This is a genomic window from Nitrospirillum bahiense (genome assembly GCF_007828025.1).
Classification (GTDB): Bacteria; Pseudomonadota; Alphaproteobacteria; order Azospirillales; family Azospirillaceae; genus Nitrospirillum; species Nitrospirillum amazonense.
On sequence record NZ_VITO01000004.1, the window covers coordinates 334,871 to 360,146 of the forward strand.

16 protein-coding genes are annotated in these 25,276 nt (G+C 67.7%); 9 read left to right on the forward strand and 7 right to left on the reverse strand.

The features are described 5' to 3' along the window. Positions 1-39: 39 nt before the first annotated feature. The 6 genes from FBZ88_RS08380 to FBZ88_RS08405 all read right to left on the reverse strand — a co-directional run bounded on the left by FBZ88_RS08380 (position 40) and on the right by FBZ88_RS08405 (position 12,915). Positions 40-1,017 (reverse strand): transglutaminase family protein, encoded by a 978-nt coding sequence (locus FBZ88_RS08380; protein WP_145616370.1) that lies wholly within the window; start codon positions 1,015-1,017, stop codon positions 40-42. Further along, positions 995-3,553, reverse strand: coding sequence for a circularly permuted type 2 ATP-grasp protein (locus FBZ88_RS08385; RefSeq protein ID WP_246138563.1), 2,559 nt, complete (start codon positions 3,551-3,553; stop codon positions 995-997). The genes FBZ88_RS08380 and FBZ88_RS08385 overlap by 23 nt, the downstream gene beginning before the upstream one ends. Then, positions 3,546-6,863: a transglutaminase family protein gene (locus FBZ88_RS08390; RefSeq protein WP_145616371.1), complete on the reverse strand. Its 3,318-nt coding sequence runs from the start codon at positions 6,861-6,863 to the stop codon at positions 3,546-3,548. The genes FBZ88_RS08385 and FBZ88_RS08390 overlap by 8 nt, the downstream gene beginning before the upstream one ends. 153 nt (positions 6,864-7,016) lie before the next feature. Continuing rightward, positions 7,017-8,921: a tetratricopeptide repeat protein gene (locus tag FBZ88_RS08395; RefSeq protein ID WP_145616373.1), complete on the reverse strand. Its 1,905-nt coding sequence runs from the start codon at positions 8,919-8,921 to the stop codon at positions 7,017-7,019. 138 nt (positions 8,922-9,059) lie between these two features. Next, entirely contained in the window at positions 9,060-12,062 is a 3,003-nt protein-coding gene (locus tag FBZ88_RS08400) for a TonB-dependent receptor domain-containing protein (RefSeq protein ID WP_145616375.1), read from the reverse strand. A 400-nt stretch (positions 12,063-12,462) separates the two neighbouring features. Continuing rightward, a complete protein-coding gene (locus tag FBZ88_RS08405) occupies positions 12,463-12,915 on the reverse strand; it encodes an Lrp/AsnC family transcriptional regulator (protein ID WP_145616376.1) in 453 nt (150 codons plus the stop codon). Positions 12,916-13,019: 104 nt separating this feature from the next. Here FBZ88_RS08405 and FBZ88_RS08410 point away from each other — a divergent pair, with 104 nt between their 5' ends. The 4 genes from FBZ88_RS08410 to FBZ88_RS08425 all read left to right on the forward strand — a co-directional run bounded on the left by FBZ88_RS08410 (position 13,020) and on the right by FBZ88_RS08425 (position 17,684). After that, positions 13,020-14,132 carry a saccharopine dehydrogenase family protein gene (locus tag FBZ88_RS08410; RefSeq protein ID WP_145616377.1) on the forward strand — a complete coding sequence of 371 codons (1,113 nt, stop codon included), beginning with the start codon at positions 13,020-13,022 and terminating at the stop codon, positions 14,130-14,132. A 135-nt stretch (positions 14,133-14,267) separates the two neighbouring features. After that, a complete protein-coding gene (gene amaB / locus FBZ88_RS08415) occupies positions 14,268-15,782 on the forward strand; it encodes an L-piperidine-6-carboxylate dehydrogenase (protein ID WP_145616379.1) in 1,515 nt (504 codons plus the stop codon). A gap of 14 nt (positions 15,783-15,796) precedes the next feature. Further along, positions 15,797-16,813, forward strand: a complete 1,017-nt coding sequence (locus tag FBZ88_RS08420) for a 2-oxoadipate dioxygenase/decarboxylase family protein (RefSeq protein WP_145616381.1) — start codon at positions 15,797-15,799, stop codon at positions 16,811-16,813. Between the two features lie 217 nt (positions 16,814-17,030). Then, entirely contained in the window at positions 17,031-17,684 is a 654-nt protein-coding gene (locus FBZ88_RS08425; RefSeq protein WP_145616383.1) for an invasion associated locus B family protein, read from the forward strand. Between the two features lie 75 nt (positions 17,685-17,759). Here the strand turns inward: FBZ88_RS08425 and FBZ88_RS08430 are convergent, their stop codons facing one another. Then, positions 17,760-19,112 (reverse strand): pectate lyase family protein, encoded by a 1,353-nt coding sequence (locus FBZ88_RS08430; RefSeq protein WP_145616384.1) that lies wholly within the window; start codon positions 19,110-19,112, stop codon positions 17,760-17,762. A 288-nt stretch (positions 19,113-19,400) separates the two neighbouring features. On the opposite strand from FBZ88_RS08430, the gene FBZ88_RS08435 reads away from it, so the two are divergent. The 5 genes from FBZ88_RS08435 to FBZ88_RS08455 all read left to right on the forward strand — a co-directional run bounded on the left by FBZ88_RS08435 (position 19,401) and on the right by FBZ88_RS08455 (position 25,262). Then, on the forward strand, positions 19,401-20,516 hold the full coding sequence (locus FBZ88_RS08435; RefSeq protein ID WP_246134250.1) for a LacI family DNA-binding transcriptional regulator: 1,116 nt from the start codon (positions 19,401-19,403) through the stop codon (positions 20,514-20,516). Positions 20,517-20,682: 166 nt separating this feature from the next. Beyond that, positions 20,683-22,101 (forward strand): glucuronate isomerase, encoded by a 1,419-nt coding sequence (gene uxaC / locus FBZ88_RS08440; protein ID WP_145616386.1) that lies wholly within the window; start codon positions 20,683-20,685, stop codon positions 22,099-22,101. 84 nt (positions 22,102-22,185) lie between these two features. Continuing rightward, a complete protein-coding gene (kduI, locus tag FBZ88_RS08445) occupies positions 22,186-23,031 on the forward strand; it encodes a 5-dehydro-4-deoxy-D-glucuronate isomerase (RefSeq protein ID WP_145616388.1) in 846 nt (281 codons plus the stop codon). 14 nt (positions 23,032-23,045) lie between these two features. Then, the gene (gene kduD, locus FBZ88_RS08450; RefSeq protein WP_145616390.1) at positions 23,046-23,819 is read left to right on the forward strand and encodes a 2-dehydro-3-deoxy-D-gluconate 5-dehydrogenase KduD; all 774 of its coding nucleotides are present in this window, start codon (positions 23,046-23,048) and stop codon (positions 23,817-23,819) included. A gap of 141 nt (positions 23,820-23,960) precedes the next feature. Further along, positions 23,961-25,262: a hypothetical protein gene (locus tag FBZ88_RS08455; protein WP_145616391.1), complete on the forward strand. Its 1,302-nt coding sequence runs from the start codon at positions 23,961-23,963 to the stop codon at positions 25,260-25,262. Positions 25,263-25,276 lie beyond the last annotated feature (14 nt).

Genomic DNA, 25,276 nt, shown 5'->3' on the forward strand with positions numbered 1-25,276 from the left:
TCCTCCCGACCGATTTTTTGATTGTCTTTATTGTACGGATCAGAGCGTCTGTGATTGGCTTTGGCCCTGGCCGTCCTGCATTTGCGCCTGCCGCACGGCGGGCGGTTCATCCCCCATCTCTTCAACGTCCACGCTGACATACAGGGCGTGGGTGTCACCGCCCAGGATGACGCCGCGCAGGGGGCAGACGTCGTCATAGTCGCGGCCATAGGCCAGGGTGATGTGGTTGCGGTCGATCAGCGTGTCGTTGGTGGGGTCCATATCGACCCAGCCGGCGTCGGGCCCGCACCATACTTGCACCCAGGCGTGGCTGGCGTCGGCCCCTTGCAGGCGCGGCTGGCCGGGGGGCGGCAAGGTGCGCAGATAGCCGCTGACGTAGCGGGCGGGCAGGCCCAGGGCGCGCAAGGCGCCGATCATGACATGGGCGAAGTCCTGGCAGACGCCGCGCTTGAGCGCCAGCGCCTCCAGCACGGGCGTAGTCACGCTGGTGGCGGCGGCATCGAAGGCGAAGCCGTCGTGGATGCGGCGTGCCAGATCGCGGGCGCCGGCGCCGACGGGCCTGCCGGCCGGGAAGCTGCCGGTGGCGAAGGCGGCCAGAGCCGGGCTGGGCTGGGGCAGGCGGGGGGACGCCTCGATGAACTCCGCCACCGCCAGCTGCCGGGGCGCCTCGGCCGCGATCGCCTCCCAAGCCGGTGTCGCCTCCAAGTCCGGGGCGGGCCGCGGCGACAGGATGACGTCCAGCTCCACCGTCATGGACAGGTCCAGGTGGGGCGTGTCGATGGCGACATAGCTGGTGGGGTTGCCCAGCCAATCCAGGCGGTCCGCCACCACGGCGGGCTCGGGCTCCACGGTCAGCGCCACCACCCGCGCCCGCTGGCCCGCTACGTCGCGCGGTCCCAGATGGGCGATCAGCTGGGAGGAGACGACCTGCACCGTGTAGCTGTAACGCGTGGTGTGGCGGCAGCGGTAGCGGACGGGCGCTGGGCGGGGCTGGTCAGGCGGCACGGGCGCGGACATGGCTGAAATAGGCTTGTGACAGCAGATTGGACATGTCGGGCAGCGCCCAGCCCAGCTGGAACAGAGTGGCGCTCAACAGCCCCATGTCCCGGGTCAGCGCCAGGTCCTGCACGCGATAGCTGGCTTGCGCCACCAGGTCCGCCAGGCGCATCAGCGGATCCGCGCCACCGGCGGCGCCGAAGGCGGGCAGGGAGGGCAGGCGGGAAACCTGGCGGCGTATGGTCTCCAGCTGGAACAGCAGGGAATGCGGATGTTCCGGATCGGTCAGCAGCAGGCTCAGCGCCGCCTCGCGCTGCACCCCCACCGGGAAACGCTCCCGGTAGGCAGGGCCCGCCTCCGCCAGTTCCAGCAGCACCTCCTGCGTGGCGGCGTCCGGCCGCTCATGGGCGATGCCGCTGGCTTGCAGCCGCTCCACCGCGTCGATGGCGCGCTCCAGCCGGCGGCCCAGCACCAGGAAGCGCCAGCCGGCGCCACGGGGCATGCTGTCCAGCTCCAGCCCCGTCTGCGCCGCCAGCACCTGGCTGAAGTCGCCCAGCAGCACGGCCAGCGCCGCGCGATCCGCCTTGGCCAGGCGTGTGCCAAGCACGTCCAGGCGGCCCAGGATCTGGCGGCTGTCCAGGGGCAGGCGATCGCGCACGCTGCCCATGGCGCGGCGCAGCCGGCCGGTCGTGGCCACCAGACTGCCCGGGTTGGCGGGATCGACCGCGATTTCCAGCGCCTGGCGCATGCCGCGCACGGCGTCGCTGTCGGGCAGCTGCGCGATTTCCTGCGGGATCAGGGTGGCGCGGCCCATCAGGCGCAACAGCGGCGACAATTCCTCCCGCGCGGCCGGCCGGCTGTCGTCGGACAGGCGCAGGGTGGCACCGCGCAGCAGGCGCACGGCCGATGCCGCGCGCTCGGCGTACCGGCCCACCCAGAACAGGTGGTCGGCCGCGCGGCTGGGAAGGTTGCCGGGCACGGGGCTGGGCTCGCGCGCGCCGTCGGGCGCGCTGATCAGGCGGCGGATCGTGCCCGGTGGTTCCGCCCCGACGATCCAGAGATCCTTGGAGCCGGCACCCTCCTGCAGCGACACGGCGGCATGGCGCGCATCGGCGCTGATGCGCACCAGGCCGCCCGGCATGACTGTCCAGCCGCCGTCGCCGCTGGCGCAGAGGAAGGCGCGCACGACCAGGGGGCGCGGTTCCACCCGGCCGTCCCGCCACAGCGGCGCGGTGGAGGGGGCGACCGGCAGCTGGCCCGCCCAGTCCTGCGGCCGGGCGCGGATGCGCGCGGCCAGATCCCCGCGCGCGGCCTCATCCAGGTCGGGCCCATTGACGACGTGGCCGGGCAGGCTGGAGAAGGCCGGCCGCATCACCATGCGGTCCAGCTGCGCCAGCAGCGCCTCGCGCTGTTCCGGGTCCCCGCCCCAATAGGTCGGCACGTTGGGCAGCAGCAGATCCTCGCCCAGCAGGCGCCGGCTCAGCGCCGGCATATGGGACAGCAACGCCATGCTTTCCGCCATGCCGGACCCCAGGGCGTTGACCACAGCGACGGACCCGGTGCGCACCGCCTGCAGCAGGCCGGGGACGCCCAGCGCGCTGTCCACGCGCAATTCCAGTGGGTCGCAGAAGGCGTCGTCCACGCGGTGCAGGATGACGTCCACCCGTTCCAAACCCGCCAGGGTCTTCAGGTAGACGGCCTGGTCGCGCACCACCATGTCCGCCCCTTCCGCCAGGGTCATGCGCAGATGGCGGGCGAGGTAGGCGTGCTCGAAATAGGCCTCGTTGAAGGGGCCGGGGGTCAGCAGCACGGCGCGGGGATGGCCATCCACCCCGGAGTGCTGGGGGGCGGCGCGGGCGACGGCCGCGCGCAGGGCCTCGAAGAAGGGCGACAGCCGCTCCACATTGCAGGCACGGAAGGGGTCGGCCAGGGTCTGGCTCAGCACCGCCCGGTTCTCCAGGGCATAGCCCACGCCGGTGGGCGCTTCCGTCCGGCAGGTCAGCACCCGCCACTGGCCGTCGCCGTCGCGCACCAGGTCGGCGGCGAACAGTACCAGGCGCCGGCCGCCCGGCACGTCCATGCCCTGGCAGGCGCGCAGATAGCCGGGATCGGCATAGAGCAGGCTGGGTGGAATGACGCCATCGGACAGCAGGGTCTGGGGACCATAAAAGTCCTCCAGCGCCTTTTCGGCCAGGGTGGCCCGCTGCACCAGCCCGGCGCTGATCGCCTGCCATTCCGGGGCCGAGAGCAGCAGGGGCACGGGATCCAGCGGCCAAGGCCGTTCCGTCCCCTGCGGATCACGGTAGGAGTTGAAGGTGACCCCGTTCAGGAACAGCCTTTGGCGCGCCGCCGCCCACCGCGCCGTCATCTGCTCCGGGGTGAACGGGCCATGGGCGGCGAAGAACTGCTGCCAGTGCGCGCGCAACTGCCCCGTGCCGGTCACCATCTCGTCAAAGATGGGACCGGTTCCATAACCGAGGTCGCCGGCGTCGCTGAACAGCGAAGGCTGCTCGGGCGGCTGTTGGGAAACGGGCTCCGCCAAATCCTGCTCAGCCAAGTCTCAGGTCTAGGGTCATGGGATAGTCTGGGTTCCGTGTTTCCGGCGGGATGGCCATGGGCCCCGGCGTATGCCCGAAGGGATGGAAGCGCGCCAGCCGGCGCCCCTCCGCTTCATTGGCATTGACCGGGAAGGTGGTGAAGTTGCGCCCTCCTGGATGGGCGACGTGATAGGTGCAGCCGCCGACGGACCGTTCCGTCCACAGATCCAAAATATCGAAGACCAGGGGCGTATGCACGGGGATAGTCGGGTGCAGGCATCCGGGCGGCTGCCAGGCGCGATAGCGGACGGCTGCCACGTACTCTCCCTCCGTGCCCGTGGGGTGCAGGGGCAGGCGGCGGCCGTTGCAGGTGACGGCGTAGCGGTCGCCCACCATGCCCGTCATGCGGACCTGAATGCGTTCCAGGCTGCTGTCGACATAGCGCACGGTGCCGCCGCCGCCCGGCTCCTCGCCCAGCACGTTCCAGGGTTCCAACGCCGTGCGCAGCTCCAGGGCCAGGCTGCGCTGGCTGACGCTGCCGATCTTTGGGAAGCGGAAGTTCAGGTGCGGGGCGAACCAAGACTCCTCGAAGGCGTAGCCGGCCTCGCGCAGCTCCGCCACCACGTCCTGGATGTCCTGGGTCACGAACTGCGGCAGCAGGAAACGGTCGTGCAGCTTGGTGCCCCAGCGCACCAGGCCGGCGCGATAGGGCTCCCGCCAGAACCAGGCGATCAGGGTGCGCAACAGCAACTGCTGCACCAGGCTCATTTGCGCGTGGGGCGGCATCTCGAAGCTGCGCAGTTCCACCAGGCCCAACCGGCCGGTGGAACTGTCGGGGCTGTACAGCTTGTCGATGCAGAATTCGGAGCGGTGGGTATTGCCCTGCACGTCCACCAGCAGGTGGCGCAGCGCCCGGTCCACCAGCCAGGGCGGCGGGTTGGGGCCGGCGCGGTCCAGCTCCTTGAAGGCGATCTCCAGCTCATACAGGCTTTCGTGCCGCGCCTCGTCCACCCGGGGGTGCTGGCTGGTGGGGCCGATGAACATGGTGCTGAACAGGTAGGACAGGCTGGGGTGGTTCTGGAAATAGGCCAGCAGGGAGCGCAGCACGTCCGGCCGGCGCAGGAAGGGGCTGTCCGCCGCCGTCGGGCCGCCCACCACCACATGGTTGCCGCCGCCGGTGCCGACGTGGCGGCCGTCCAGCGCGAACTTCTCCGTGCCCAGGCGGGTCTGGCGTGCGTCCTCGTACAGGGTGGTGGTGGTGTAGACCAGGTCCTGCCAGTTGGATGAGGGGTGGATGTTCACCTCGATGACGCCCGGGTCCGGCGTCACGGCCATGCTGTTCAGGCGCGGATCGCGGGGCGGGGGATAGCCCTCCAGGACGACGGCCAGGTCCAGGTCGACGCAGGTGGCCTCGATCTGGGTGACCAGCTCGATCCAGTCCTCCAGATAGCTGGTGGGCGGCAGGAAGATGTAGAGGCGGCCGTCGCGCGGCTGAATGCACAAGGCCGTGCGCACCAGCCACCAGGCGCTGGCGCCTTTTTCCGGCACCTGGTCGCGCACGTCGGCCATGGCGTGCTGGCGCAACGGTTCCGTCTGGCCCTTGCGCAAGACCATCTGCCGTTCCAGGTCCTCACGCGACGGCAGGTCCGGCCGGCTGTCGAAGGGATCCTGCTCGTAGGAATAGACGCGGTCGATGGTGTCGACCCAGGGCAGGGAGCCCAGGGGCAGGCGGTAGCCGATGGGGCTGTCGCCCGGGGCCAGCAGCAGCCTGTCGCTGCGCGTGGGCCAGGCGCTGGACAGCCAGACGGGGCCGCTGGCCTCATGCCGGCGGCTGATGGGCAGGGCGTAGCCGACGGCGGTGCCCAGGCCGGTGTCGAACACCTTGGCCAGGCGCGCCCGCTCCTCCGCGTTCTCCAGCTTGCTGTCGAACGGGTCGACGTTCACCGGCAGCTCGCGTTCCTTGCGGATGTAGTGCCAGGGATCCTCGAAGGCGCCCCGCGCGTAGTCGGGATTGATGCCCAGCCGTTCCGCCAGGCGGCGGATGAACCGCTCGGACTCGGCCAGGCCATAGCCGTAGTGGCGGCGCTCATCGGCCAGGTATTCGGCATGGGTCCACAGGGCGTCGCCGTCACGCCGCCAGAACAGCTGCAGCGCCCAGCGCGGCAGACTTTCCCCGGGATACCACTTGCCTTGGCCGAAATGCAGCAGGCCGCCCTGGGCGTAGCGGGCCTGCAGGCGGCGGATGAGGTCGCCGGACAGCAGGCGCTTGGTGGGGCCCAGCGCCGCCGTGTTCCACTCCGCCCCCTCCATATCGTCGATGGAGATGAAGGTGGGCTCGCCGCCCATGGTCAGGCGGATGTCGCCGTCCACGATCTCGCGGTCCACCTGCTGGCCCAGACGGTCGATGGCGCCCCACTGGTCGGGGGTGTAGGGCTTGGTGGTGCGCGGCTGCTCACGGATGCGGGTGACCGACATCGCGTGTTCGAACGTCACCTCGCACATGTCCAGGCCGCCGGTGACCGGGGCGGCGGAGAAGGGGTCGGGCGTGCAGGCCAGCGGGATGTGGCCCTCACCCGCGAACAGGCCGGAGGTGGGGTCAAGGCCAATCCAGCCGGCGCCGGGCAGGTAGACCTCCGTCCAGGCGTGCAGGTCCGTGAAGTCGGCCGTGGGGCCGTCCGGCCCCTCCAGCGGCTTCTGGTCGGCCACCAGCTGTACCAGGTAGCCGGAGGCGAAGCGGGCGGCCAGGCCCAGGTTGCGCAGGATCTGCACCAGCAGCCAGGCGGTGTCGCGGCAGGAGCCCGTGCCCAGCTGCAGCGTTTCCTCCGGCGTCTGCACGCCGGGTTCCAGGCGGATGACATAGCCGATGCGCTGCTGCAGCTTCAGGTTTACATCGGCCAGGAAGGCGACGGTGCCCGTGGGCGTGAGGTCGATATCGGCCAGCAGCGCCTTGACCAGGGGCCCGGGCTCGTCGGCTTCCAGGAAGGGCTTGAGGTCCTTGGCCAGCCACGGCTCATAGGTGAAGGGGAATTTCTCCGCCGCCGGCTCCAGGAAGAAGTCGAAGGGGTTGATGACCGCCATGTCGGCCACCAGGTCCACCTCCAACGTGAATTCCTCCGTCTTTTCGGGGAAGACCAGGCGTGCCAGCCAGTTGGACTGGGGGTCCTGCTGCCAGTTCAGGAAGTGCTGCTTGGGCGTGACCTTCAGCGAATACGACAGGATGGGTGTGCGGCAATGCGGCGCCGGCCGCAAGCGCACCAGCTGCGCCCCCAGATTGATAAGCCGGTCGTAGCGGTAGCTGGTCTTGTGATTGATGGCGACGTGGATGCTCATGACTTCCCCTGTTCGCGGAAGCGATGGCGACCCATAGCCCCCGGTGCCCTGACCCGGTCACGGTACCATCAATGCCAGCAGGCGTTAAAGTGCATTGCAGCATGTTTTTTGGGCAGCGCAAAAAATAGGCAATGCGCCGCCCAATCGCGCCGATTAGGTCCGGCCGCCGATATCAAACGCAACGGTCGTGCGTGTTTGCTCGCTGTGGAAGGGGATGGTGCCGTGCCACATGTAGCTGGGGAACAGCACCAGCAGGCCGGGGCGCGGCTGGATGACCCGTTCCCACGGCAGGGTGGCGCCGGTCCCCTGGGCGAAGGCGCCGAAGGTGATCCAGCCCTGCTTGCCCTCGGCATCCTTCACCACGTCGGGCATGTCCACATAGTAGCAGCCGCTGATCCAGCCCTCGGGATGGATGTGGTTGGTGTGATAGCCCTGGTCGCGCAGGCGGGCGGACCATGATCCTGCCCAGACCAGGGACTGGCCCTTGCGCCGCAGGAAGGGATGGTCGGGATCGTCCGGCAAGGCCGCGATATAGCGGTGGGTGGCGGCCAGGATGCTGTCGCGCAGCGCCTGGATGGCGGGGGCCACGCCCACGCGCGTGAACAAATTCTCCCGCGTCTGCGTGCCGTTGCGCAGCGTCTGCTCGATGGGTTCGTGCGTGGCCACGTGCTGGGCGTCCAGCGCCGTCATCAGGTCGGCGTGGAAGGCCGCCAAATCGGCGTAGCCTGCCGGCGGCGCCAGGTCGGTGGATTGGATGAAGCGGTCGTAATCGTATAGGCCGCGCGGGTCCGGCTGGCTCAGCAGTCGGTAGGCGGTGGCCTGGAAGGCGGCGGCGAACTGGCTGTCCCGCACCACGGCGTCCAGGCGTTGGGCGGCTTCCAGCGCCTCGGCCGGCCGGTTCAGGCGCAGGGCGGACTCGGCCACCCGATGTAGCAGCAGCTGGTCGTCCGGCGCGGCGGCCAGGCCCTGGCGGGCGGCCTCCAGCGCCTCCTCCACCCGCTGCTGGGCCAGCAGCAGGGTGGTGCGCAGGCGGGGAAGGGCGGGGGCGTCGGGCTCCAGGGCGGCGACGGCGGCGATGTTGACCTCCGCCTCCTCATGCCGGCCGAACAGGATGTAGGCCTCCGCCGCCATCTTCAGCAGTTCAGGGTCGTTGGGCTTGCGTTCCTTGGCCCATTCGTAGGAATTCAGCAACTGGGTGTGCTGGCCTGTTTCCCACAGCGCCTGGTTCAGGGCGCTTTGCGCGGCGTAGTTGGCGGGATCCAGCACCACCACCTTCTTGAAGCAGACGATGGCGTCGTCCATCTGGCCCAGGGCCAGGAAGGTGTTGCCCAGGTTCAGCCAGATCTGCCAGCGGTCCGGAGCCCGCTCGGCCGCGCGCTTCAGGTAGGGCGCGGCTTCCTCGAACCGCTGCTGGCGGCGCAGCGCCGTGCCCAGGCTGTTGTTCAGGTAGAAGTCGTTGGGCAACCGGGTCAGGCCGGCGCGCAGCACCTCTTCCGCGTGCTGCGGCTCACCCAGCTGCAGGTAGGCCTCGGCCATGCCCACGCGCGCCGGCACGAAGTCGGGCTGCAGTTGCAAGGCGCGGCGGTAGAGCGGCAGGGCCGTTTCCAGCAGCGTGCGGGCATTGCCCGCTTCCGTCTCGGCAAGCGCGGCCAGGCATTCGGCGCGGTTGGTGTAGGCCTCGACATAGTCGGCCTTGTACAGGATGGCCTTTTCATAGAAGGGCAGCGCCTCGGCCGGGCGGCCGGTGTCCTTCAGCAGGTTGCCCAGGTTGTAGTTCACATGCGGCTGGCGGCTGTTCACGACCAGCGAGCGGCGCAGCAGCTGTTCCGCCTGGTCCAGCTTGCCGTTGCGCTTGGCGATCAGGCCCATGAGCTGCAGCGCGTCCGGCTCCGAGGCATCCACCGCCAGCACCTGCAGCAGGATCTGTTCCGCTTCATGCAGCTGGCCCCGCGTCTGGAAGGTCAAGGCCTGCTGGATGAGCGCCTGGATGCGCTGTCGCTGGGGCGCCGAAACGGACGGGGTGACGGGGATGGAGAAGGGGGACTGGCCGTTGGTCATGAGGCGTGCGCCGATGCGTCGTGAACGGGAGCGAGAAACGGCGGGCCCCTGGGGTAGGGACCCGCCGCGTGTCGAGATTATACGATAAGCCGCTCCGGGAGTCGGCGATTAGAAATCGGCGGTGATGCCCCCCGCCGATCAGAAATCGGCGGTGATGCCTAGAAAGAACGTCCGCCCCAGCGTGTCGTAGATGCCGGGGTAGGTGTTGCCGTTGCCATAGGTGCCCAGCACGCTGACATAGTCGTCGTTGGCGGACTGGATGGGCGGGTCCTTGTCGAACAGGTTGTTGACGCCGAACCGCAGCGTGTAGTGGTCCATCAGGTTGATGGTCCCGGCAAGGTCGAAGTAATTGTAGGCGGCGATCTTGCCGTCGATGTTGTTGTAGATGCCGGAACCGGCGTTCAGGCTGGGATCGGTGCTGTTGTTGTCCAGGCTGGTGCCGCCGATGTAGCGCCAGTTGACCGACAGGTCGGCGTTCCACGGCGTGTTCCAGGTGACGCGGACCTGATGGCGCCAATGGGGCGTGGGCTGGCCGCAGGTACTGCCGTAGAGGCCGGCGCAGTCATACTTGGCCTCGTGCAACAGCGGCTGGTAGCGGTTGAACTGCGTCCAGGAACCGATGAACTTCAGGGTCACGCCACCCAGGTCCTTGATCCCCAGATCCTCCAGGTCCTGGCGGTAGGTGCCGGAGATGTCGATGCCCGCCTGCTGGCGGTAGCCGGCGTTGATGTCGGTGGTGATGAAGTAACCGTCACTGGAGTTCAGGCTGCCCGCGGCGCCGCGGTGGATCAGGTCGCAATAATAGGAATTACCGGTGTTCAGGCATTGCGACATGATCTGCGAGGTCGGCACCGTGCCGATCAGGTCCTGGATCTTGATGTTGTAGTAATCGACCGTGGCCGCGAAGTTGGGCATGAAGGTCGGCGTGAAGACGAAGCCGGCGGTGTAGGTGTCCGCCGTTTCCGGCTTCAGCGCCTTGTTGCCGCCGCTCAGCGTGTTGCAGCCGTCGACGGAGGTGCATTCGGAGATGTTGCCGTACTGCGCGGCCGTGACGCCGGTGCGGCCGCACTGGGCCAGCGAGGCCGACGGGCTGGAGCCGGAGCAGGGGTCCAGCGCGCCGCCGATGCCCGAGGTGCTGGTCTGGAACAGCTCGATGATGTTGGGCGCGCGGACGGCGTGGTTGTAGCCGCCGCGGAAGGCCACGTCGCTGATGGGGGCGTAGTTCAAGCTGGCCTTGTAGGTGTTGGCCTTGCCCGCCAGGTTGTAGTCCGACCAGCGGTAGCCGGCGTCGATGGACAGGTCCTTGATGAAGGGCTGGTCCGACACCAGCGGCAGGCGCAGTTCGCCGAAGATGTCCTTCACCTCGGTGGCGCCCACGGCCGGCTGGGTGGTGCCGGCGCCGGAGCCCGACAGGTCGCCGGACAGCACGTTCTCGCTGTACTTCAGGTCGATGGCGTCGCGCCGCCACTCGCTGCCCAAGGCGACGGCCACGGCATCCTTGGCGAAGGGGCTTTTCAAGCCCCAGGCGCCGAAGTCGCCGGAGACGGTGCCGCTGACGATGTCCTGGGTGGTGCTGCCTTCCTTGAAGCTGGTGGTGTAGACGTAGTTGTAGGCGGCGCTGCTGATCTTCCCCAACTGGAAGATGTTGATGGGCACGCAGGCCGTATCCGTGCCGCTGATGACGGATTCGCAGGTGGCGACGCCGTTGACGTTCTTCGCCAGCAGCGCGTTCTGCAGCTTGGCGATGGAAACGTCGTTCTGGTAGGTCTCGTTGTAGATCACCGCCGAATGCTGGGCGTAAACGTCGTAGGACCAGCCGCCGCCCAGATCGCCCCTGGTGCCGATGACGTAGCGGTAGTCGGTGTGCCGCAGGTCATCGTAGCGGGGCGCGTTGTTGTCGGTGAAGCGGTAGGCGACATAGCCTTTCCAGGTGGTGCTGGCGCTGCCGGCGTTGGCCCCGCACAGGGTCGTCGCTTCGGATGCCGACATCAGCGGGTTGTCGCAGTTGATGGAATAGGTGGTGCCGCTGAAGAAGCCCGACGGCGCGATCTGCGCCTTGGTGTGGTCGGACATGAACATGAAGTCGGTGTAGACGTCGAACGCCGGGCTGATCTCATAGTGCGCGAAGGCGCCGCCCGTATACCGCTCATCCTGGCGCTGGATGTAGTTGTAGGGGCCGTAGTTGAAGGCAAGCGCGCTGTTGTATTTCACGAAGGACGCGGAGCCGTCCGGGTTCAGCGAATAGCCGGTGCCCGAGCCGTTGGTGCGCAGGCGGGCATAGGCGCTGTTGGACGAGCCCGAGCAATAGCGCTGGTTGTCCTGGGTCGCGAGGGCGCTCTCGTCGCTGCTGGTGGTGGCCATGGTGCACGCCGACCAGTCGCGGGTCGCCTGCGTCACCGGTTCGGTCCAGCGGTAGGTCGCGTAGGCGGTGACGTTGCCCTTGTTGTTGGGTGAGTTGACACCCATCACGAAGGAGCTGTCGCGGACGAAGCCGTCGAAGCGGTCCCCGGGGATGCTCACCGGATAGGCGCTTTTCTTGAGGACGCCTTGCGCGTCACCATTCTCGTTGCTGTGCTGCGCGGCGGAGAACTGGTAGTCGATCTTCACCCCTTCGAAGTCGCGCTTCATCTTGAAATTCACGACACCGGCCACAGCGTCCGAGCCGTAGACGGCCGAGGCGCCGCCGGTGACCACGTCCACGCTTTCCACCAGCGCGCCGGGGATGAAATTGACGTCCGCGTACGGGTAGGTCGGGTCGCCCAGCGGCATGCGGCGTCCGTCGATTAACACCAGGGTGCGTGCTTCGCCCAGGTTGCGCAGGTTGATGGTGGCGGTGCCGGTGGCGCCGTTGGACTGGGCGTTGGTCTGGGCCGCCGTGATGCCGGGCAGGTTGTTCAGCATCGTTTCGACGTTGGTCGTGCCCTGCAGCTTCATCTCGATGCTGTCGACCGTCGTCAGCGGACTGTCGCTGGTCAGGTTGGCGGCCTGTTTGATGCGTGAGCCCGTGACGACGATTTCCTGCATGTCGGTGCTGGCGTTGGCCGACTGTTGCGCCGCAGCATCCGTCGCCGCCGCCAAGGCGCCGACAAGCATGGTCGAGGACAGCAGCAATGCGCGCCGCCCGAATTTTGGCATGCCCATGGATTTCCCCGCTGTTCTGGAGATTGTTGATATTGCTGGCCCCAACCAGACAAATCTCTTCTGAAACGTGTCCCCTTGTGATCGGGGCCAACGGGGAAAGGCTATTTTGGATAATTTATGCCCGTCAATGCTGCGTCGCAAAATTGACGGCTTTAGCAACCGGTTTCACGCCGGAGTGTAACTGCTGTGTAACAGTCGTGCGCATCTCTGAAACGATTCGGAAACATAATTACCGGCAGTTCTGCTTAGATCGAACGGAATAGACAAAAGCAGTACCGACTCGCGCCACTTTTCGAATGGTCTAGGCCCTTGCGGGTAATCTTCGAAAAAGAGGGCGGGGCCGCCCGCGAGGGCTGCGGGGCGACTCAGGGAGCCCCGCAGGCGGCTGTGGGACGGGCGGTCAGCGGGCCAGGCGCTGCGACAGGATGATGGAGGAGTTGGTGCGCTCCACCCCCTCCACCGCGCCGATGTCGTCGATCACCCTATTCATCTCGGCGATGGATTCGGTGGAGACGACGGCGATCATGTCGAAGGGGCCGCTGACGGCATAGAGCTGGCGCACCTGGGGCATGGCCTTCAGCCGCGTTTCCACCTGTCGCGCCGCCTTGGGCAGCAGGGTGATGGCGACATGGCCCTGGATGCGCCGCGCCAGGTAATCCTCATCCAGGCGGATGGTGAAGGCGGTGATGACGCCGCGCGACACCAGCCGCTCCAGCCGGGCCTGCACCGTGGTGCGGGACACGCCCAGGCGCTTGGCCAGCGTCACGGTGGGCAGGCGGCTGTCCGCCTCCAGCAGGCGCAGCAGGGCGATGTCCAGGTCGTCAGGTTGAAAATTGTCTGTCTGACTGATCATTCTGCCCACCATTTTCCGTCAGATTGGTCGCATTGATTGTTCATTCCGTCAAGGGTTTGCCCGACAGTCGTTCCAACAGGGAACTTTTGACCGGGAGAGCACACATGCGTCGCATCGTCGTCGTCGGGGCAGGCAAGATCGGGTCCATCATCGCGGAGAACCTGGCGGGGTCGGGTGATTTCCTGGTGACGGTGCTGGACCGGTCGGCCAAGGCGCTGGACGGCGTCTCCAAACGCCTGCCCATCGAGCGGCGCGAGGTCGACATCAGCGATGTGGCCGCCCTGACCGAGGCGCTGACCGGCGCCTACGCCGTGCTGAGCGCCGCGCCCTATCACCTGACCATCAAGGTGGCGGAGGCCGCGGCCATCGCCCGCTGCCATTACCTGGACCTGACGGAGGATGTGGCCACCACCCGCCGGGTGAAGGAACTGGCGGCCAACGCCCCCAACGCCTTCATCCCCCAGTGCGGCTTGGCGCCGGGCTTCATCTCCATCGTCGCCGGCAGCCTGGCCAAGAAGTTCGACACGCTGGAGGCCGTGCGCCTGCGCGTCGGCGCCCTGCCGCGCTACGCCAGCAATTCCCTGGGCTATAACCTGACCTGGAGCACCGACGGCGTCATCAACGAGTATTGCGAGCCCTGCGAGGCTATCGTCGAGGGCGCGCTGCGCGAGGTGCCGGCCCTGGAGGAGCGGGAGGAGTTCTGGCTGGATGGCGTGCCGTATGAGGCGTTCAACACCTCCGGCGGCCTGGGCAGCCTGGCGGAGGTGCTGAAGGGCCGGGTGCGCACCCTGAACTACAAGACCATCCGCTATCCCGGCCACTGCCAGCTGATGAAGACCCTGCTGAACGATCTGCGCCTGCGCGACCGGCGCGACCTGTTCAAGACGGTGCTGGAGGGGGCCTTGCCCGCCACCATGCAGGACGTGGTGGTCATCTTCGTCACCGTCAGCGGCATGCTGGACGGCCAGCTGACCCAGGAAAGCTATTCCAGCCGCGTCTTCGGCGACTATGCCCATGGCCGGCAGCGCACCGCCATCCAGACCACCACCGCCGCCGGCATCTGCGCCGTGCTGGATATGCTGGCCGATGGCCGCCTGCCGTCGCACGGCTTCATCCGCCAGGAAGACATCGCCCTGGATGATTTCCTGGCCAATCGCTTCGGCCGCGCCTATCAGGGGGCGAACCCGGTGGACCAGGTGGTGGCGCGCGTCGCCTGATCCATTGTCGCCCCCCGTCCTGTTTCCTGGGCTGCGACGGCAGCCGCCGGAGTTTTTCGGGGAGCGGAGCGGACTGAAAAACGAGGATAAGCCAAGGTCGCGGATGCGGCCGCCCGGCGCCTGAGGGAACGGAAGATGAATCAGACCAAAGATGATGTCCTGGCGGTGCTGGACCGCCTGGGCGTGGACCGGGCCGTGCTGGCGGGTGGCGATATCGTGGCCCGCAGCCCCATCGATGGCGGCGAAGCGGGGCGGGTGACGGCCCTGTCGGCCGCCGATATCGACGCGCTGGTGCGCAAGGCGCATGCGGCGCACCTGGCTTGGCGCGTGGTGCCGGCCCCCCGCCGGGGTGAACTGGTCCGCCTGCTGGGCGAGGAGCTGCGCGCGGTGCGCACCGACCTGGGCCTGCTGGTGACGCTGGAAGCCGGCAAGATCCTGTCGGAAGGCCTGGGCGAAGTGCAGGAGATGATCGACATCTGCGACTTCGCGGTTGGCCTGTCCCGCCAGCTCTACGGCCTGACCATCGCCACGGAGCGGCCGGGCCACCGTCTGATGGAAACCTGGCACCCGCTGGGCGTCTGCGGCGTCATCAGCGCCTTCAACTTCCCGGTGGCGGTCTGGTCGTGGAACGCCGCCCTGGCCCTGGTCTGCGGCAACAGCGTCATCTGGAAGCCCTCGGAAAAGACGCCCCTGACCGCCATCGCCGTGCAGGCGGCCTTCGACCGCGCCGCCGCCAAGTTCGGTTCCGCTCCGGACGGCTTGTCCATCCTGGCCCAGGGGCATGCCGACGTGGGCCAGGCGCTGGTGGACCATCCGCTGGTGCCGCTGGTCTCCGCCACCGGCTCCACCCGCATGGGCCGCGCCGTGGCGCCCCGCCTGGCGGCGCGCTTCGCCCGCGCCATCCTGGAACTGGGCGGCAACAACGCCGCCATCGTGGCGCCGTCGGCCGACCTGGAACTGGCGGTGCGCGGCATCGCCTTCGCCGCCATGGGCACGGCTGGCCAGCGCTGCACCACCCTGCGCCGCCTGATCGTGCACGAGGCCGTGGCCGACCGCCTGCTGGACCGGCTGGCCGCCGCCTATCGCAGCGTCAAGGTGGGCGACCCGCGCGAGGCCGGCACCCTGGTGGGCCCGCTGATCGACAAGGCCTCGTACGACGGCATGGTCCAGGCGCTGGCCGCCGCCAAGGCCGCCGGCGGCACCGTCATCGGCGGCGACCGGGTGGATGTGGGCTCGGGCGACGCCTATTACGTGCGCCCGGCGCTGGTGGTCATGCCGGACCAGGCCGGCCCCATGCTGGAAGAAACCTTCGCCCCCATCCTTTATGTCGTGCGCTACCGTGATCTGGACCAGGCCATTGCCCTGCAGAACGGCGTGCCGCAGGGGCTGGCCTCCAGCATCTTCACCACCGACATGCGCGAGGCCGAAACCTTCATGAGCCCGGCCGGGTCCGACTGCGGCATCGCCAACGTCAACCTGGGCCCGTCGGGGGCCGAGATCGGCGGCGCCTTCGGCGGCGAGAAGGAGACGGGCGGCGGGCGCGAGGCCGGGTCGGATAGCTGGAAGGCCTATATGCGGCGGGCCACCAACACCATCAATTACTCAAGATCACTGCCGCTGGCCCAGGGCGTGCAGTTCGACATCGGTTGAGGAGGGACCGTCCCATGAAGACGCCCACCGTCCAGAAGATCACCCAGGGGCTGGTCGGTTCGGAGGAGGCCGGCCGGCTGATGGAGATGCTGGCCCTGCATCCCGATTTCCTGACGGACCATGGCGACGCGGTGCCGCGCGCCGCGGTGGCCCAGGCCCTGAACATGCTGCTGTTCCGGGGCCTGCTGCGCGAGGTGCCGGAGGGCGCCCGCTATGTGCGGGAGCAGGGCGGGCGCATGGTGTTCGACCATGGCGCCCTGCGCACGGTGAACGCTCCCGGGCTGGGGGCGCTGCCGCCCGGGCACGCCGCTTTCGCCCGCGTGCTGGAGCCGTTGGGTTATCATGTCGGCGGGACCTACCCGTTGGAACGGCTGCGCATGATGGGCTACGCCTACACCCATCGCGATTATCCCGACGACATCGCCCAGTTCTTCGTCAGTGAAATCTTTCCCGACCGCTTCTCGCCCGAAGTGCAGGCGGCGGCGCAGCAGGTGTTCCAGGTGAAGGTGGATCCGTTGGCCGCCGAGGCCCAGGGCCTGCTGGACCGTCTGGCCGCCGGCGGCACGCTGAGCCTGGACGAGGCGACGGGCCTGGTGGGCGAGCTGGTGCGCCTGTTCGACCGCCACCACCCGGTGCCCACCCTGGCGCAGTATGAGACGCTGCTGGCGGAATCGGCGGAACTCGCCTGGATCGCCACCGAAGGCAACCGCTTCAACCACGCCACCGACCGGGTGCCAGATGTGGAGGCGCTGGCGGAGGAGCTGAAGGCCCGAGGCTATGAGATGAAGCCCAAGGTGGAGGTGTCGCGCAACGGCACGGTACGCCAGACGGCGCTGCGGGCGGCGATGGTGGAACGGCCGTTCATCGACGCCCGAGGCGCCACGGTCAGCCGCGTGGTACCGGGGTCGTTTTATGAGTTCATTTCGCGCGACCTTATCGACACCGAAGCGGGCCGCCGGCTGGACCTGCGATTCGACAGCGGCAATGCCCAGGGCATCTTCAAGATGACGGCGGCGGCCTCTGGCTGCTGACCATTTGTGACGGTCCGCGCGCCCGGTCCCATCCTTATGAACAGGGTAGGGCCGGGGGGACGCGACATAGGGCGGTCGAGCCCATCGCCGGGTGGAGCGAGAGGTTGACCGGATACCGGCTTCTCCCCACAATCCCTGCGTCTGATCGTTGTCGCCCCGGGGGCTGGGGCACCCGGGCCCGGGCGGTATCGCGTCCTAAACGGAAAAAAGCATATCCATGACCAATAAAGAGGACCCCGCGCCCGCCACCACATCCGCCGGCGGTTCGCGCACCCCCCTCATCGTGATCGGCCTGCTGCTGCTGCTGGGGCTGCTGACCGTGGGCGGCATCATGCTGTATCAGCATCACAAGGCGAGCGTCGCCAAGTCCACCACGGCCGAGGCGCAGAAGGCGGCGGGACCGCCCTGGGCCAAGAATTGCGCCAAGGACGCCAATGGCGGCGACGTCTGCTATGTCGAGCAGTTCGCCATCGCCAACCCGGGCAACGCCATCGTGCTGCACGTCCAGATCGGCTACATGTCGGCCGACGGCAAGCCGGTTCTGGTCATCACCGTGCCGCTGGGCACGCCGGTGCAGCCGGGCCTGCAACTGACGCTGGACGGCGCCAAGCCCATCCCCCTGCCGCTGACCCTGTGCCAGCAGGGCGGTTGCATCGCCTCCGCGAACCTGGACCAGGATGTGCTGAAGCAGTTCACCACCGGCAAGGTGCTGATGGTGCGTTATGCCAAGCCGGACAAGACGCCCATGGACGTGCCGGTGCAGCTGGGCGGCCTCGCGCCCGCGCTGCAGAGCCTGGGGCCGCCGCCGGCCCCGAAGCCGGCCGACGCGGCCAAGCCGGCCGACAAGCCGGCGGAACAGCCGAAGAAGTAAGCCGGTTTCCGGTCAAAGAAAAAGGGCGGCGTCTCCCAGGGGCGCCGCCCTTTGTCGTTTTGGACGCCCCCTGCGTCAGGTACCCCGGGCCTTGGACTTGGCGTCCAGCGCCGTGGCGGTGCGCGGGGTCATGTCATCCAGGTTCCAGTCGGCCGGGTTGAAGGGCCGGGTGCTGGGCTTCTCGTTGGGATAGCCGTGGATGTCGTCCTGGCTGTTGATGATCTCACCCCGGCCCTCGGCCACGTCGGCCAGCAGGCGCACGTCGTCATAGTCGCGGTCCCAGGGGCGGGCGCCGGCGTTGTGCAGCACGGATTTCTGCACCTCTGCCGCCGGCAGGGGCGTCAGGCCTTCCGGCCACAGCGGCGGCTTGTCCATCTCGATCACCTTGGCGGGCGAGGTGGTGTAGCGGCCCATCAGGGGCAGGGGCTCGCCCGCCCGGTCCACGGCGATGTTGTCCTTGCCGTAGTACTCCAGGTCGCCATAGCCGCCGATCTCCAGGAACGCCAGCGGCGTGGGGGTGGAGGGGCCGGCCCGCAGCACGTTGCCCACCGCCGCCATCTGGCCCACCTGGTAGGGGTGGTCGCCCCACTCTTCGGCCTGCAGGTTGTAGTGCACCGCCCGCTGGCCGGGATCGTAGATCAGGTTGTTGACGATGACGCCGTGGACACCGCCCTTGAACAGGGGGCTGCGCTCCACATTGTGGGCGTACAGGTTGCCGACGATCAGGATGTCGGTGATGTTGTCGTGGATGAGCGAGCCCTTGGAGTGTTCGATCTTCAGGTGGGTGGCGCGGGCCAGCCCTTCGGCGATGATGTTGTTGGAATAGGTGATGCGGTGCGAAGTGTGCTCGCGCCATTCCTCCGGTGTGTTGCCGTTGAAGCGGGGGCCGGAGGCGGACAGGTTCTCGTCCGTGGCCCAGGTCAGGCTGCAATGGTCGACGATGACGTTGTAGGCGGCCTTCATCGTGCTGAAGGCATCCTCTTCCCAGCCACTTTTCTTGGGCGCACCGGCGTCGCCCACGCGGATGCGGATGTGCTGCATCACCACGTCGTGGGCGCTGACGTCCATGCCGCCGCGGATCAGGGTGATGCCGGGGGAGGGGGCGGTCTGCCCGGCGATGGTGACGAAGGGCTCATCCAGCTTGAGGGTTTTCTGGTTCAGGTCGATGACGCCGCCGACCTCGAACACGATGATGCGCGGGCCCTTGGTCTCGATCGCTTCGCGGAAGGAACCGGGACCCTCATTGTTCAGGTTGGTCACCTTGATGATCTTGCCGCCGCGCCCGCCGGGCGTGTGCGCCGCCCAGCCCACGGCGCCGGGGAAGGCCAGCTGGTCCGCCTTCTCGGCGGCGCCGGCGTTGCTGACAGCCACGCCACCGGCGGCCAGCAGCGTGGCCATGGCGGTGGTGGCCAGAATACGTCTGATCAACGGTCTATCCTCCCAGATGTTTGTTATGGCGATGGCGGGCCGCGACACGTCAAGCGTGCTGGACCCCGCTCTCGGCGTCAATAAATGACACCGGTTTCCTAATGGGGCAAGGGTGCAATTCCAAGGGTGCGGCGGAATGACGCCCGGGAAGCCGGCGGTGCGGAGGCCGGCGACGGGCGGGGGCCACAAATCCCTTTTGCGGCGGCGCGCGGGACGCGGCATGTTAGGAAGCCTGAGCGGGCACTTCAAAAAGAAGCCCTGGAAAAGAAGAACGAGAAGAAGACGAGCATGACCCAGGATGCCGCGCCGCGTAAGGGGCGCCCCCGGCGGGGACGCGCCGCCGCCATCCAGACCGTGGCCGTGGAGGCCGTGACCTGGACCCTGGACCGGCCGCCCACCATCAACGACGTGGCCCGTCTGGCGCACGTGTCCAAGAAGACGGTGTCGCGCGTCATCAACCAGTCTCCCTTCGTGAATGAAGAGACGCGCACCATCATCAACGGCATCATCGAGCAGATCGGCTACGTGCCCAGCCCCCAGGCGCGTGGGCTGGCTTTTCAGCGGTCCTTCCTGCTGGGCCTGGTCTACGACAACCCCAACGCCCAGTTCATCGTGAACATCCAGGAAGGCGTGCTGGCCGCCTGCCGTCTGGCGGGGTTCGAGTTGGTGGTGCATCCCTGCGACCAGAAAAGCCCGCATTTCCTGAACGACGCCAAGCAGTTCGTGCAGCGCCAGAACCTGGACGGCGTCATCGTCGTGCCGCCCGCGTCGGAAAACCCGCAGCTGGTCGAGGTGCTGCGCGACCTGGGCTGCCGCTATGTCCGCCTGTCCGCCGTGTCGCTGGACGAGGCCGCCAACATGGTGGTCTACAACGACCGGCAAGGGGCGGCGGAGGTGGCGGAGCATCTGGCCGCCCTGGGCCATCGCGATATCGGTTTCATCGCCGGCCCGTCGCGTCACCGCTCCGCCCACGAACGCCGGGAGAGCTTCGTCGGCGCGCTGAAAAGCCACGGCATCACCCTGCGTCCCGAGATGGTGGAGGAGGGGGCCTACACCTTTGAGTCGGGCGAGGTCTGCGCCACCCGCCTGCTGACGCGGGAGCCACGGCCCACCGCCATTTTCGCCAGCAACGACGAGATGGCGGCCGGTGTCTACAAGACGGCGCAGCGCCTGGGCATCAGCATTCCCCGGGACCTGACCATCGTAGGCTTCGACGACAGCCCCATCGCCACCCGGCTGTGGCCGTCACTGACCACCGTGCGCCTGCCGGCCAAGGATCTGGGGCGGCTGGCGGCGGAAAAGCTGATCATCCGCATCTCCAGCGATGAGGAGGAAGGGCACACCGCCACCGGCGTTGTCAGCCGCATGGTGGTGCGCGAGTCCTCCGTGCCGCCCCGGGGCTGATCCCAACCTTGCGCCTGTTTTGGCGCCGGATGAGTGATGCGAAATTGACACCGGTTACCAAGACCGTTACCAAATGGGGTGGGAGGAGAGCGGCCCACCGGACATCCGGGCGCCGTTCCTGCAACAACGTTTGCCGCATCTTGGCGGATAGTGAAGGAAGGCCCGGATGGCCCAGAACCTGACTCTGCACGACGATCGCCTGTTTCCCGCCGATCCGGCGGTTCGCGCCATCGCCCGACGCCTGTACGCCCTGGTGAAGGGGCTGCCCATCATCAGCCCGCATGGCCACACCGATCCGTCGTGGTTCGCCGGCAACGAGGCGTTTCCCAACGCCACCGCCCTGCTGCTGCAGCCCGACCACTACCTCTACCGCATGCTCTACAGCCAGGGCGTGACCTTGGAGCAGCTGGGCATTTCGGCCGCCGGCCAGCCGGCCCCCGATGTGGACCCGCGCGAGGCATGGCGCCTGCTGGCCAGGAATTTCCACCTGTTCCGCGGCACGCCGTCCTCCACCTGGCTGAACCATGTCTTCACCCAGGTCTTCGGGTTGGATGTGAAGCTCAGCGCCGAAACAGCCGACCTGTACTTCGACACCATCACCGCCAAGCTGGCGACGGAGGAATTCCGCCCCCGCGCCCTGTTCGAGCGCTTCAATATCGAGGTCATCGCCACCACGGAAAGCCCGGTGGACACGCTGGCCCATCATGAGGCCATCCGCGACAGCGGCTGGAAGGGCAAGGTCATCACCGCCTATCGCCCGGACGCGGTCATCGATCCGGAGCATGAGAACTTCCGCCCGGCCATGGAGCAATTCGCCGCCATCACGGGCGAGGACGTGTACAGCTGGCGGGGTTATTTGAACGCTCACGCCAAGCGCCGCATCGACTTCAAGGCCGTGGGCGCCACCAGCAGCGACCATGGCCACGTCACCGCCGCCACCGCCGACCTGTCGCCGGCCGAGGCCGAGGCCCTGTTCGCCCGCGTGGTCAAGGGTACCTTCACGGCGGCGGATGCCGAGCTGTTCCGGGCGCAGATGCTGACCGAGATGGCGGGCATGAGCCTGGAGGACGGGCTGGTCATGCAGATCCACCCCGGTTCCTTCCGCAATCACAACCACCAGATCTTTCAGCGCTATGGCCGCGACAAGGGCGCCGACATCCCGCTGCGCACCGAATATGTCCATGCGCTGAAGCCGCTGCTGGACCGCTACGGCAACGATCCGCGCCTGTCCGTCATCCTGTTCACCCTGGATGAGACGGTCTATGCGCGTGAGCTGGCGCCGCTGGCCGGCCATTACCCGGTGCTGAAGCTGGGCCCCGCCTGGTGGTTCCACGACAGCCCGGAAGGGATGATGCGCTTCCGCGAGCAGACGACGGAAACGGCGGGATTCTACAACACCGTGGGCTTCAACGACGACACCCGCGCCTTCCTGTCCATCCCCGCCCGGCACGACGTGGCCCGTCGGGTGGATTGCGCCTTCCTGGCGCGCCTGGTGGCGGAACACCGCATCGATGAGGACGACGCGGCGGAGGTGGCGGTGGACCTGGCCTACCACCTGCCCAAGCGCGCCTACAAGCTGGACTGATGCCGGGGCGGCGCCGGGTGTTGAGGCCCGGCACCGCCTCCTTCCCCTTCCGGGGAGAACCACAAACAAACGGGGAGAATGGCCATGTTCAAGAAGGTTTATCAGGCGACCCATCCCGATATGATGGATGGCGCCCGCAACCAGCAGCTGCGCGACCGCTATCTCATCACCGACCTGTTCGTGGCCGGTGAGGTCAGCCTTAACTACTCCCACAACGAACGCTTCATCATCGGCGGTGCCGCCCCGGTGGACGCCCCCATAAACTTGCCCCTGCAGACGGAACCGGCCTCGGCCGCCGGCAAGCCCTTCCTGGAGCGGCGGGAGCTGGGCATCGTCAATGTCGGTGGCGCCGGCACGGTGACGGTGGATGGCACGGCCTACGAGCTGGCGCCGCGCGACGGCCTGTATGTGCCCATGGGGACGGAGACGGTGGTGTTCGCCTCGGCCGATGCCGCCCATCCGGCCAAGTTCTACCTGGCCAGCACGCCCGCCCACGCCCGTTTCAAGACGGTGAAGATCTCCATCGACCAGGCCGTGCCGCTGGAGCGCGGGGCGCTGGAGACCAGCAATGAGCGCACAATCTACCAGTACATCGTGCCCCAGACCTGCCAGTCGGCGCAGCTGTTGCTGGGCCTGACCATGCTGAAGCCGGGCAGCGTGTGGAACACCATGCCGCCCCATCTGCACGACCGCCGATCCGAGGTCTATTTCTATTTCGATATCAAGGATGACCAGCGCGTCTTTCATTTCATGGGTGAGCCGGAGTTGGCCCGTCACATCGTGGTCGCCAACGAGGAGGCCGTGGTGTCGCCGCCCTGGTCCATCCACATGGGCTCCGGCACCGCCAACTATTCCTTCATCTGGGCCATGGGCGGGGAGAACCTCGACTACACCGACATGAAGGTCCTGGACATCTGCCAGCTGCGCTGAGGGAGGGCGATCCCATGGCTTACAACCCGTTCGACCTGACCGGCCGCGTGGCCCTGGTCACCGGCGCCAACACCGGCCTGGGGCAGGGCCTGGCCGTGGCGCTGGCCCGGGCCGGCGCCGACATCGTGGCCGCCGGCCGCAGCACGCCCACGGAGACCGAGGCGGCGATCAAGGAGGTGGGCGCCCGCTTCCACTTCGTCCATGCCGATCTCGACAGTGTCGGCGTGGTGCAGCAGGTGGTGGACCAGGCCGTCGCCGCCTTCGGCCACATCGACATCCTGATCAACAACGCCGGCACCATCCGCCGGGCCGACGCCCTGGAATTCTCCGAGGACGATTGGGACCTGGTGATGAACGTGAACCTGAAGACGCCCTTCTTCCTGGCCCAGGCCGTGGCGCGCCGCATGGTGGCGCAGGGAGGCGGGGGCCATGGGGGCGGCAAGGTCATCAACATCGCGTCGATGCTGTCCTTCCAGGGCGGCATCCGCGTGGCGTCCTACACCGCCAGCAAGAGCGGCATCGCGGGCTTGACCAAGCTGTTGGCCAACGAGTGGGCGGCCAAGGGCATCAACGTCAACGCCATCGCCCCCGGTTACTTCGCCACCAACAATACCGAGGCGCTGCGCAACGACGAGACGCGCAACCGCGATATTCTGGCCCGCATCCCCGCCGGCCGCTGGGGGCGTCCGGAGGATTTGGGCGGGGCGGCGGTGTTCCTGTCCTCCGCTGCCGCTGACTATGTGCACGGCACCGTCCTGGCGGTCGATGGGGGGTGGCTGGCCCGCTGATCTCCGCACGCAGGAGACCGGGGCCGCCGGCGAGGGCGCCCATCGGAAATTCTGGCCGAAAAAGTTCTATGGCACCGGCTGATGCGGTAGATATGGTCGATTGCAGGTCGCGACAGCGATACCGTTAAATGAGCCTCGACCGTGACCGACACGCCTCTTCCGCTGATCAGCCGACCGACCGTCGGGCGGCATCTGGCCGGTTCCATCGTCGTCAAGATCCTGGCCATCGTTGTCCTGTCCGCGTTGCTGGTCAGTCGTGACGCGGATTGGGTGATGCATCCGACCCTGTGGGCGGAGGATGGCGTCATCTGGTTCCAGAACGCCTATACCAAGGGCCTGAGGGTGCTGGTCATGCCCAGCGCCGGGTACATCAACCTGTTCCCTTATGCCATGGCCCTGGCCGCCCAGGCCCTGCCGCTGGGATGGCTGCCGGGTTGGATGATGGCCGGCGGCTTCATCGCCCAGGTGGCGCCCGCTGTTCTGTTGCTTCTGCGGGGGGCGCCGCTTGTTCCCTCCCTCTGGGCGCGCGGGGCGCTCGCGCTCTTTTATCTGGGCGTTCCCAATTCCTACGAAATCCATTTGAACCTGACCAATGCCCAATGGCACTTGATGCTCCTGTCCTTCCTGATGCTGGTGCTGCCGGCGCCGCAGGGGCGGGGCTGGCTGGGGCTTCAATATGGCGTGTTGCTGGTCAGCGGGCTTACGGGGCCATTCTGCCTGTTCCTGGCCCCTGCCGCCCTGTGGCAATGGCTGGGGGCTGCCCCCGATCAACGGCGCCATGCCTTCATTCAGGCGGCGATCGTCGGATCCGCCGCCTTGATCCAGGTCCTTTGCCTGCTCACCCTCGGTGCGGGGGAGCGCCAGAGCCTGGTGCTGGGCGCCAGCGCCACGCGGCTGGCGCAGATGCTGACGGATCAGGTGTTCCTCAGCGGCGTGTTGGGCACCGCCAACGTCGGCGTCCTGAAGCAGGGCGCGCTATGGCAGGGGCCCGCGACGGCATGGGGTATCGCCCTGGCGGGCCTGTCCATCATTGCCTTCGCGCTGGTGAAGGGGCCGTCGAGCTTCCGGAAATTCTGCCTTGCCGGGCTTATCCTGCTGGCCTGCGCCCTGGTAAGCCCAGCCGGCTCGCCGGTGGGCGACCAATGGGCCCTGCTGGGCATGCTGGGATACGGTGGCCGCTATTTCGTCATTCCCATCCTGATCTTCTTCATCGCCTGCCTGATCCTGGCGTCCAAGGCGCCGGCCAAGTTCCGCATTCCCGCTTGCGCCCTGCTGTGCGTCTTCATGGTCGGGGTGTGGGCGGATTGGCTCTACCCGACGCGCAGCGGCACGTTCGAGGCTTATCACCAGGCGGTGGAGGCCTTCGAAGAGGCGCCGCCGGGAACCCAGGTTTCCTTCCCAGAGGCCAGCCCCGGTTGGAACATGGTGCTGACCAAGCGCTGAGGCCGGCGGGTGGT

What these genes read in the sequence shown, in the direction of transcription:
- FBZ88_RS08420 (WP_145616381.1), top strand. Translation starts at nt 15,797, where the DNA reads ATGAAGACGCCCACCGTCCAGAAGATCACCCAGGGGCTGGTCGGTTCG.
- FBZ88_RS08410 (WP_145616377.1), top strand. Translation starts at nt 13,020, where the DNA reads ATGCGTCGCATCGTCGTCGTCGGGGCAGGCAAGATCGGGTCCATCATC.
- FBZ88_RS08425 (WP_145616383.1), top strand. Translation starts at nt 17,031, where the DNA reads ATGACCAATAAAGAGGACCCCGCGCCCGCCACCACATCCGCCGGCGGT.
- FBZ88_RS08380 (WP_145616370.1), bottom strand. Translation starts at nt 1,017, where the DNA reads ATGTCCGCGCCCGTGCCGCCTGACCAGCCCCGCCCAGCGCCCGTCCGC.
- FBZ88_RS08405 (WP_145616376.1), bottom strand. Translation starts at nt 12,915, where the DNA reads ATGATCAGTCAGACAGACAATTTTCAACCTGACGACCTGGACATCGCC.
- FBZ88_RS08435 (WP_246134250.1), top strand. Translation starts at nt 19,401, where the DNA reads ATGACCCAGGATGCCGCGCCGCGTAAGGGGCGCCCCCGGCGGGGACGC.
- FBZ88_RS08400 (WP_145616375.1), bottom strand. Translation starts at nt 12,062, where the DNA reads ATGGGCATGCCAAAATTCGGGCGGCGCGCATTGCTGCTGTCCTCGACC.
- uxaC (WP_145616386.1), top strand. Translation starts at nt 20,683, where the DNA reads ATGGCCCAGAACCTGACTCTGCACGACGATCGCCTGTTTCCCGCCGAT.
- kduI (WP_145616388.1), top strand. Translation starts at nt 22,186, where the DNA reads ATGTTCAAGAAGGTTTATCAGGCGACCCATCCCGATATGATGGATGGC.
- FBZ88_RS08390 (WP_145616371.1), bottom strand. Translation starts at nt 6,863, where the DNA reads ATGAGCATCCACGTCGCCATCAATCACAAGACCAGCTACCGCTACGAC.
- FBZ88_RS08395 (WP_145616373.1), bottom strand. Translation starts at nt 8,921, where the DNA reads ATGACCAACGGCCAGTCCCCCTTCTCCATCCCCGTCACCCCGTCCGTT.
- amaB (WP_145616379.1), top strand. Translation starts at nt 14,268, where the DNA reads ATGAATCAGACCAAAGATGATGTCCTGGCGGTGCTGGACCGCCTGGGC.
- kduD (WP_145616390.1), top strand. Translation starts at nt 23,046, where the DNA reads ATGGCTTACAACCCGTTCGACCTGACCGGCCGCGTGGCCCTGGTCACC.